Origin of the sequence: Halobacillus faecis (assembly GCF_007991335.1) — a bacterium.
GTDB classification, from domain to species: domain Bacteria; phylum Bacillota; class Bacilli; order Bacillales; family Halobacillaceae; genus Halobacillus; species Halobacillus faecis.
Genome location: NZ_BJYD01000043.1, coordinates 1 through 9,255, shown reverse-complemented (window position 1 = coordinate 9,255; position 9,255 = coordinate 1). Strand labels below are relative to the sequence as shown.

Genomic DNA, 9,255 nt, shown 5'->3' with positions numbered 1-9,255 from the left:
AAATAATGCTTCGATTCAATAAAAAAATGTGGAGGGTTCGAACATGCAATCAATTATATGACTTGTAGTAAGAATACGTTGCTGAAAAATTCGATATGTAGTGAAAGTAAGACTTGTAGTTGTAGTAAATTTCGATTTGTAGATAAGAAATAGTGCAAGGCATCGAGTGAGATCTCGAAGTGAATATAAAATAGCACGTGATCGTAAGATCAAGTTTAACGCTCATACGATGAGAGGCGCGAACTCGCAATTCAAAGCGAGTGAAGCGATTATGATTCAAAACTTCTTCAGGGCCAGGAAGGGAACAGGCGGTTCTGTACGCCTTCGAACGTAATAAGAGAAGTCTGAAGCTAAATTTATCATCAGATAAAGAAGCAAAAGACAAAATTTTAGTTCGCGAAGGCGTACAGAACCTGCCTGGCAGGGCTTTATTTAGCATTTTTCAGTTTTCTAGCGACTGAAAGGAGCGTTCGAAAACTAGAAAAATGCCCGATTTTTGTAAATTCAATCTCTAGGAGGTGGTGAAAGTGGAGAAAGACAAAAAGAAGTTAGCTGCTCAAGACAAAAAGATACGCAAAGTTTTAAAACGAGCACAAAGGAGTAATGCAGCAAAGAAAAAAGAACTCCTTAAAGAGCTCGAAGGATATACAAAGGGGACCATTGAGTATCAAAGAACTTTGAATAGAATCAAACAAATACCAACGATTGGCGATGGGACAGTGGTCACATATGGTGATAAAGCTAAGGTGATTCTAAAAGAAGCGAACAAAAAATTTGGAATTCGTGAATGGAAGCATTTCAAGCCAGAACATGCCAAAGAACTTCTTCAGGATAGGATAGACCGAGGTCTCGTCGCAGGTACTGTAAGACAGACTTGTCATGCTCTCGAATACATAAATAAGCACGTAAATGAAATGAATGTCTTTAAAAAGAGTCAGAAGATAGAAATTACTGATCATCAAGGTATGTTAGAGAAGGTTGCAGAAAACGGCATTGTTAGAAGAGCACAGGATTCTACACGCTTAAAAGCAACACCAGATGACTGTAGGCGCGTTTTAATAGAAATGGAAAGGTATAACCCTCGTTATGCTTCTATAGCTCGCTACGAGTTCTTGTCTGGCTTTAGAATCAATGATTCAGTGAAGCAGAAAGTAATGTACATAGATATAAAAAACAACAAGCACGAATCTCGAAAATCAAAAGGGGGACTAAATAACATAGTTTACACAAGTCATCATAATGACGAAGATAAGAGGTTTCTTGAAGAAATAAAAAGATGTGCAGATCAAGGGACAGGGCGAATTTTTGAACGGTTTAAAAACAACGAAGATAATTATCGTAGTGATAAATTAGTTTCAAAGTCTGTTTCTGAGCTTGCGAAGCGTTGTGCCAATCGATTAGGCATAAAGGGGCCACGAGGAGAGACGTTTACTTCCCATAGCTTCCGAGGTGGGTTTGGATTGGAAAGAATGGAAGTCTATGCTGCGAATCACGAACGACTAGACGAAATTATTAAAGAAAAAATCGAAGAGCAACCACGATTACATACTAGATATAAAGCATTTGAAGGAAGAATAAGAAAAAAAATTATTAAAGAGAACCGAGATGCACGCGTGATTCAAAAAGAAGAGAAAATTCGGTGGTTAGTATCGACTGACCTAAATCACTCGCGTCAGGAAGTTGTTCGATTTTACATTGAGAATATGAACGTTATAGAAGCCTTGAAAAGGCACAGGTAAAGCGTAAACCGTATGGAGGAGTTTGCGCTTTTTTATATTGAAAAATCTCAATTATGATTACTATCATGGCACTACAAGTCGAAAATGTTCAAAAATCGATAGTACATAAAAAAAGAATCCAAGCTCTGGCCTGGATTCTTCGCTTTTTATTGTGAACGGTCCTTTGTATCATTTCTTTTTCTAGGTATTTGATTTAGTTCAGCTTCCCGCCTTATAAAAAATGTAGAATCGACTCTTAAAATTTGTTCCCTGGTTCGTATCTGAGATGTCGCAATACCTTTCTCTGTTTCAATCAACTTACCTTGTTTTATCCACTTATCTACGTCGTTTAGCGTGACGTCGAAAAATTCAGCTACATCTTTGCGAGTGTAGTATTTTATCACTGCTTATACTTCTTCTTCAGTTCTTTTATTTCTTTTTCATCTTCTTTGATCGCTTGCTTTAATTCGTAAATAACAGCGTTGGCTTTGAAAAGGTTTCTTCTAACACGTTTTTGCAATTTGTCTCTTGCTTTCGTACGATCATTTACGCTGTATATCTTCACTTTCATGTCCTCCTCGAGGTAATTTTAGCGCCTTTTCATCCAGAACCTCTTTATTTACATTTTAGCAAAACATATAAGAGAAGAGGATTTTAGATTCTTAATGTAGAAAACGCTATTTAGACGCATGAAAAAGGAGGGCTAATATGGGAGATACGGAATATGGTTTTTTAGCTAAATACATTGCCCAAGAGCTAGAGGTTACTACATCGACCTTGAGACGATGGTGTTTAGATTTAGAGCATAAACACAACTATGAGTTTGATCGGAATGAAAAGAACCAAAGAATCTTTTATAAACGCGATTTAATCGTGTTAAATAGTCTGAAGAAATTTCTTGATAAAAGCTTAAAATATGAAGACGCGTTAAAAGCTGCTATAACAGAAAAAAATGATAGAGAAATCGTGGATAAAACGCTGAGCGTTCACGAAGAAAAACGCGATGAAAATGCGTTTTCGGTGAATGAAGTAAGAGAGATAATCGATGAGACCGCACGGAGGACAAGAGAAGAAGTTGAGAAAGAATTTAGAGATAACCTGAAAGAGATGTACACTTTTTTAGAAGACAGGTTTCACACAGAGTTTGAGAAGAGGGAAAAGGGTATTTTAGATCGTTTAGATAGAATTAGTGAGCAAAAATTATTAGAAGTTAAACAGAGTACTGATAATGAACAGCAAAAATCCAATGATGAGCTAAGGGAAACAATTTCTAACCAGATAAAAAAAATGTACGACGATTTAACTGATAAATTTAGTGACGATGCTCTTCAAAGAGATCAAGAATTATTAAATAAGATCAAACAATATCAAGATGAGAAAGCTAAAGAGGTTGCTGCTTCTGTAGAAGGAAAACAGTCTTTTTGGAAACGTCTGTTTTCTTGAAAGATTGCACTTTCCCAAAATTGCAACCTTCAGTCTCATCATAGAGCTAAAGTCCTTTTGATTAAATTTTTATTAAGTTAATATGAACCAATTAATCGACAAATTCTGATAGAATAGTAGTCAAAGGTTGACACACCGTCAGGTATCGCAGCAGACTATATTACAATTGATAAAAGTCGTTTTAATGACTCAGTGAAAGCTTATTTTCTCTGGAAAGAATTAAACGCAATCATTAAAAACAGTCATAATCGAGGAATTAACTTTCCTGAAACTATTAGTGAATCACTTATGTGCTATGCTCTAGATTTTGAGTTGAACAGAGGCACTGGTGGTGATGCTAGAAATCCTGAAACCGATGAAGTGTGTGAAGCTAAAGCAACTTCCAATTGGGACAGAGATACATCTAGCTTTTCTCCTAGCGAAGACTTTGACCGTCTGTTTTTTGTGAGGTTAAATCAACGCGAGGACTCCATCAGCATTTATGACTTAGAATTGGATTCTAATGACTTAAAGCAAATAAGTGTTAGTAGTACTCAAACAGTTGGTGATCAACAAGCTGAAAAGAGAAGACCTCGGTTCTCAATAATTAAGAAGATCATTGAGCCAAACGACATTCAGCCTGTGGCTAGTATTGACTTAAGAACAAAAAAATTAACAAAGCACTAAGAGGGGGTGAAGGTGTGTCACCTTTACCCCTTAAAAGAGCGGCGCGCCGCAAATAAAGGAGACAACATTGTATGAATCAGAAAAAGTTGAAAATGATAAGCCTTTTCGCTGGTGTAGGCGGAGTGGATTTGGGATTTGAATCTACTGGACACTTTGAAACTGTCTGGGCCAATGAGATTGATGAAAAGGCTTCTGAGACTTATAAAGCTAACTTCCCTAACCATTTAGAGACTGAAGATATACATCATTTAGATCCCAAAAACACCCCTGAATTTGATGTCCTACTAGCTGGGTTTCCGTGCCAGGCTTTTAGTGTAGCTGGATATAGAAAAGGTTTTGAAGATGAACGAGGAGATCTGTTCTTTGAAGTTGTTCGCTTTATCAAAGAAAAAGATCCTGATGTAGTGTTCTTAGAGAATGTAAAGAACTTGGTTGGTCATGACAAAGGCAATACATTTAAAGTGATACGTGAAGCTTTGCAAGCGCATGGTTACCACATTAAGTATCAAGTACTAAATGCTAAAGATTTCGGCAACATACCTCAAAACAGGGAACGTATCTATGTTGTAGGCTTCAAAGATAAAGAAGCGTATAAAAACTTTGATTTTCCTGAGCCAGTTAAGTTAGAAACGCCTCTTACAGAAGTTATTGATTTTGACAAAGAAGTTGAAGCGAAATATTACTACACTGCTGAACGTCATACTTTTTATGATCAGCTTGAGGAAGCGATGGATGATCCAAACACTGTCTACCAATGGCGTAGAAAATATGTTCGCGAGAACAAGAATGGCGTGGTGCCTACTTTAACAGCAAACATGGGTACTGGGGGACATAATGTGCCCTTGGTTAAAACACCATTTGGCATAAGAAAATTGACTCCACGAGAGTGTTTTAATGCACAAGGATTCCCGAAAGACTATAACCTTCCTAACCTGGCGAATGTTCATTTGTATAAACAAGCAGGGAATTCTGTGGTTGTTCCAGTCATCCAAAGGATTGCTGAAAATATACACTTAGCTATTGAAGAGTCTAAGTCTGGTTCTCCTAAAGAGGCTCAAATGCAGTAATTGCGTGGATAATTGAAGCAATGAAGTGAAATTATTGGTTCAATAAGGGACCTATAATGAGGAACGCGCATAAAAAACGCAACAGAAGTAAATTCTGTTGCGTTTTTTTGCTTTTATAGAAGGGTTTCATTCATTGGTCTAGAATATGTAGCGTGAAGGGAACGGAATGGGGGATGTATATGGAGTTTGTAGATCCTATTTACAACAAAAAAGACTTAACCTTGTTTAGAAAAAAACTGAGAAGTCAGGTTAATGGTGATAGAAATTTATTGTTTTTTGAACTTGGCCTGGCGACTGCGTTACGCCAGAGTGATTTGTTAGATCTTACAGTAAAAGATGTGAAATATGGTATTATTCGGGTTCGATCAAAGAAAAGAAATAAAGCTATTGAAATACGCCTGAATGATCGCGTTCACAGCTTAGCGAAAGCTTATATTGATAGCATGGATGACGACGAAAAGCTTTTTAAATTTTATAGGTCTACTGCTAATAGATTTTTGAAAAAAGCTGCACATGAGTGCGGTTTGGAAGAGAATGTGGGTACTCACACGATGCGAAAAACAAAAGCCTACCATCTCTATATTGATTCTGGTTATAACATTAGCCTGGTAATGGATCTTTTGCAACATGATGAAGAAGGTTCGACGTTGTCATACATTGGCTGGAAAAAACAAAAGCTCGAAGAGGAACTTAGCGCTCATGATTTGTAGGTAATAGGTCTATTAAAGAGTGCGGTGAATTTAGTAGTGAGAAAACTAGATTTTTGTATAGAAAAATACTAGAGTAAGTATAAAGACAAAATAAAAGAGCCAGTGCTACCAACACTGGCTCAGGGGACTCCGAAAAGCCCATCATTTTAAGTTACTTTCACTATAAATTTATACACATAATTAGTCAAGCGAATGTGACTCATTAACTATATTTTTAGTGGAAAATATGTTTTTTTCGGAATCCTCCGTTCTTGAGAAGGAGGGTTTTATATTTATGGGGTACTTAGAAGAAATAAAAAAAGAGTGGATACATAAAGTTGCTAAAAAACAAATATCGGATGTGGAAGATGAATACAAGCAATACTTGTTAGGAGAGTATTGCGAGGATCCAGATGAGTTTTTTTCGTCCGTTTATAGAACTTTTTTAGATGAAGATAAACGGCGGTCGTTTCTCGTTAATAATGACTTCAGTAAACAATTTAAATGTGAACATGTCGATAAAATACTAGAAAAACAGCGTCGCTTTCGCTTTTTTACTCCTTCTATTTTTTGGCATCATAAAGATCGTACAAAGGAAGAACTTATCTGGATTACCCAAATCACGCTTGATTTTGATTTGATGAAAGATGGTTCGAATCGTGAGTTCAACCCTCAAGATTTAGCGTATATTTTAGATCGAGAATTTGGTTATTTACCTAACGTTGTCTGGTCTAGCAGGACTAATGGCAATTACCAAGCTAGTTATTTAATAAAACCCATGACAGGCACTGCTCGTAGTATTTATTATTATGAATCGGTCGTTAAAAGGATGGCTATTTTAATTGGGGCAGACGTCGCTGCAACGAGTGCTGTAAATCTCTATAGTATTCCGAAGAGTGGATTTTGGAAGTTTTCTGAAGAAATACATAGCATTGAAGATTTTGACTGGGTTTTGGAAGAAGAAGATATAGAGAAGTCGTTAGAGAAGAAGCGTTCTGAAAAGGTTGTCTCGTTCACTGAGAAGCAAATTATGAAGCATGAATCTATACAAGCTCTTCTAAATGCGGAGTTTGTTCAATGGAGAAATAACGCTGCATTTACGATAGCTCTATTGTATTACGCTTTAGGAAAGAGCAAAAAAGAAGCTTATGACTTTTTAAATGGTCCGTGGTTCGATTTAGTCAATGATGGTAGGTTTCCGTCTCGGCGAGGGAAGTTCAGGCGCAAAGAGGTCAAGACGACTGTAGAAAGTGCATATTCGGGTAGATACCATGGCCCTTCTAGAGAATGGATTTATCTGATTACGGGAATTGAATTTCCATATAACTTGTATAAATCCAGCTACATTAAAAAAGAGGATGGATATCAGTCTGCTAATGAAATTCAGCTGAAGATATTGAAATGGCTAGAGTCTAACAGTGGTAAGTGGGTTAAAAGGAAAGCTATATGTGCAAGTCTAAATATCCCTGAGAAATCATTCAGGAGGAACTTAGATGAACTCCATGGAAGAAAACTAGACTACGAATCTAAGACTGGTGCTAATGGTGGCTATTTCATAAGAGATCTACGTTCTAATAAAGACTTTGGTGTAGAGGTGGATACGTCTGTCTCATTAGATGGTATCATTGATTATTCAAATATAAAAAGAGCTTAAAACGCCCATTTGGTAAGGGTTCAGAGCGTTTTAAGCTCTTTTTTTTCGTTTTTTTTCAAAAAAGGGGCTCTTTAACCTCGTCAAATTGTGCAAATCCCTTGGCGCACAAGGAGTTTGCATTGTGGTCAAATTTGATAACAATACTCTTCTCTCTGTGGCTTGTCTTTTCCTTTGACGTGTCCTTTTTTTGTGTTACTACAGGGTTGTTTCTAAGGAGGTTACGGGTGTATGAAGTATTTTATTTCTTTTATTGTTGTGGATCTTGTATGTTCTACTTTGTTTCTCCTTTCGTTCTTCATCTATGATTTACAGGGTTCTACAGAGGTCGGTTTCTATTATATAGGGATCCACTGTTTCCTTTTCTATGTCTTTCTAGGATTAGAGCTCTTGAGGGAGGCTTCTTCTGATTCTCCTGTCTAATCTGGTTAGATGTTCTGGTGTTTTTTCATTTTTGTGCTAACCTTTTTGTGTTTTTAAATCAGGGAGGTGACGAAATGAATTTTTTGAGTGTAGAACAAATGAATACGTTAGATGTGCATGAATTATTAGCTTATCTTGAAGCTATTCGTGATCGTACTGCGGATTTTAAGGTTAAAAAGAATGATATTGATGAGAGTATGTTTTCTCAGGAGCGTATGGTTGTAGATGATTTAAGTGTTTATTTCAATGGATATGAGAACGCTGGGTTAGAATTTCCCTTTCCGTATGGTGATACAAGAAGAGCAGAAATACATAACTATTGTTTTTTGGGGAGGAAAGCTATTCCTTGGCGAGGATTTCATTGGTCTATACGTCCTGTTGTTAAGTATAAGCAGCATGGTGTTGTAGAAGTTACTTTAATGATCGAAAAGCTTACTTTTAACAGAAACAATAAAAAGTATGATACAGCTAGTCTCGAGGATATTGAAGTGAAAGAGTACTATTTCGATTACGAAGAACAATTATACAAAGAAGTTGTAGATTCACAGAAAAATAAATTTAAAGAACGTAAGGAAGAACTGGCAAAAAGGAAGCTGTTAAATCGAGCGTTGAATTATCAAATTGAAGTTATTCATAGTGAATACGTTAAAGAGCTCGATAAAGCTGCGAAATATTTTAATTCAATAAAACAAAGTACTTTATCAAGAGTAGAAGAGTTTAGAGATTTTTTTGAGCAGGCAAAGGGAATTCTTGCTCAGATTAAGAAGTATTTCAAAATCAAGTATGTGTGTGCACATGTGGATCGCGATAACTACGATTATTTAATGGACTATATAAATAAATCAATTGAAAAGGTGAGTGTGGCTCACCAGGAGATTCAAATGCTGAATGGTGATGTGAATATTAGAGAAGATACCAATGTTAGTCTAAACATTTACTTACATGATGTTGTCTCGCATATAAAAAATTTATTCGCGGAGAGAAGCTTGAAAACAAGTGACAAATCCTGTGGTTTTATCAAGATTACTTCAGAAAGAGTCTATTATAATCTCACGCATATAGAAGTAATGCGTTTAAATGCTGTTGAAGATGGTGCGTTGCAGGAATGGTATGATATGGAGTCAGTTATTATAAATGAATTTATCGAGAATAAAGAAAATCTGCTTGATAGTGAGGTAGATGATTATTTTATCGATGAAACTAAGAATTTCTCTGATAAAGTTGTTTTATCCTTTCTGGAAGAAGAGGATCCACGGAAATCGTATTTTGAATTTGCTTTCAGAGAATTAAAGAATGATAAGCAAAACCGAAAGGCTTTTATGGCGTATTTTGATAAAGTATTTCCAAGTGATGAGAGTTTTGATACATACATCCAAAAGAAGCTCCAAGAAAAGAGGGAGATTCTTAGAAAAGACTAGCTTGGCTAGTCTTTTTTTATTAGTTGCAAGAAAAGATATTATAATTAGAATGTAAAAAAATTACACGTCATCTAGCTTAAAAACTGTGACAATTTACGTGTGGAAAGCGTAGAGAGCTATCTTTGTTAATCAGTATGAAGAGGCGAAGTTTTAAACGAAAGTATAACGATGAATTGATGC

The 9,255-nt window shown here is 36.1% G+C and carries 9 protein-coding genes; 8 read left to right on the top strand and 1 reads right to left on the bottom strand.

All coding sequences use genetic code 11. From position 1 onward, the window contains the following. The first annotated feature begins 527 nt into the window (after positions 1 to 527). Positions 528 to 1,739 (top strand): hypothetical protein, encoded by a 1,212-nt coding sequence (locus tag HFA01_RS18675; RefSeq protein ID WP_146818885.1) that lies wholly within the window; start codon positions 528 to 530, stop codon positions 1,737 to 1,739. A 379-nt stretch (positions 1,740 to 2,118) separates the two neighbouring features. Here the strand turns inward: HFA01_RS18675 and HFA01_RS18995 are convergent, their stop codons facing one another. Beyond that, on the bottom strand, positions 2,119 to 2,283 hold the full coding sequence (locus HFA01_RS18995) for a hypothetical protein (RefSeq protein WP_167506277.1): 165 nt from the start codon (positions 2,281 to 2,283) through the stop codon (positions 2,119 to 2,121). Between the two features lie 143 nt (positions 2,284 to 2,426). On the opposite strand from HFA01_RS18995, the gene HFA01_RS18670 reads away from it, so the two are divergent. From HFA01_RS18670 to HFA01_RS18640, 7 genes are all read left to right on the top strand, one after another. Next, complete coding sequence (locus tag HFA01_RS18670; protein ID WP_146818884.1) at positions 2,427 to 3,161, top strand: DUF3967 domain-containing protein; 735 nt, start codon at positions 2,427 to 2,429, stop codon at positions 3,159 to 3,161. 144 nt (positions 3,162 to 3,305) lie between these two features. After that, positions 3,306 to 3,827, top strand: a complete 522-nt coding sequence (locus tag HFA01_RS18665) for a Bsp6I family type II restriction endonuclease (RefSeq protein WP_146818883.1) — start codon at positions 3,306 to 3,308, stop codon at positions 3,825 to 3,827. 71 nt (positions 3,828 to 3,898) lie between these two features. Continuing rightward, positions 3,899 to 4,894 (top strand): DNA cytosine methyltransferase, encoded by a 996-nt coding sequence (locus HFA01_RS18660; RefSeq protein ID WP_246139370.1) that lies wholly within the window; start codon positions 3,899 to 3,901, stop codon positions 4,892 to 4,894. Positions 4,895 to 5,073: 179 nt separating this feature from the next. Continuing rightward, on the top strand, positions 5,074 to 5,604 hold the full coding sequence (locus tag HFA01_RS18655) for a tyrosine-type recombinase/integrase (protein WP_167506275.1): 531 nt from the start codon (positions 5,074 to 5,076) through the stop codon (positions 5,602 to 5,604). Between the two features lie 274 nt (positions 5,605 to 5,878). Continuing rightward, complete coding sequence (locus HFA01_RS18650; RefSeq protein ID WP_146818881.1) at positions 5,879 to 7,237, top strand: hypothetical protein; 1,359 nt, start codon at positions 5,879 to 5,881, stop codon at positions 7,235 to 7,237. Between the two features lie 228 nt (positions 7,238 to 7,465). After that, on the top strand, positions 7,466 to 7,657 hold the full coding sequence (locus tag HFA01_RS18645; protein ID WP_146818880.1) for a hypothetical protein: 192 nt from the start codon (positions 7,466 to 7,468) through the stop codon (positions 7,655 to 7,657). A 74-nt stretch (positions 7,658 to 7,731) separates the two neighbouring features. Then, on the top strand, positions 7,732 to 9,075 hold the full coding sequence (locus tag HFA01_RS18640; RefSeq protein ID WP_146818879.1) for a hypothetical protein: 1,344 nt from the start codon (positions 7,732 to 7,734) through the stop codon (positions 9,073 to 9,075). Positions 9,076 to 9,255 lie beyond the last annotated feature (180 nt).

Excerpts from the sequence above, each read along its gene's own strand:
- HFA01_RS18645 (WP_146818880.1), top strand. The coding sequence starts at position 7,466 with ATGAAGTATTTTATTTCTTTTATTGTTGTGGATCTTGTATGTTCTACT.
- HFA01_RS18655 (WP_167506275.1), top strand. The coding sequence starts at position 5,074 with ATGGAGTTTGTAGATCCTATTTACAACAAAAAAGACTTAACCTTGTTT.
- HFA01_RS18660 (WP_246139370.1), top strand. The coding sequence starts at position 3,899 with ATGAATCAGAAAAAGTTGAAAATGATAAGCCTTTTCGCTGGTGTAGGC.
- HFA01_RS18640 (WP_146818879.1), top strand. The coding sequence starts at position 7,732 with ATGAATTTTTTGAGTGTAGAACAAATGAATACGTTAGATGTGCATGAA.
- HFA01_RS18670 (WP_146818884.1), top strand. The coding sequence starts at position 2,427 with ATGGGAGATACGGAATATGGTTTTTTAGCTAAATACATTGCCCAAGAG.
- HFA01_RS18650 (WP_146818881.1), top strand. The coding sequence starts at position 5,879 with ATGGGGTACTTAGAAGAAATAAAAAAAGAGTGGATACATAAAGTTGCT.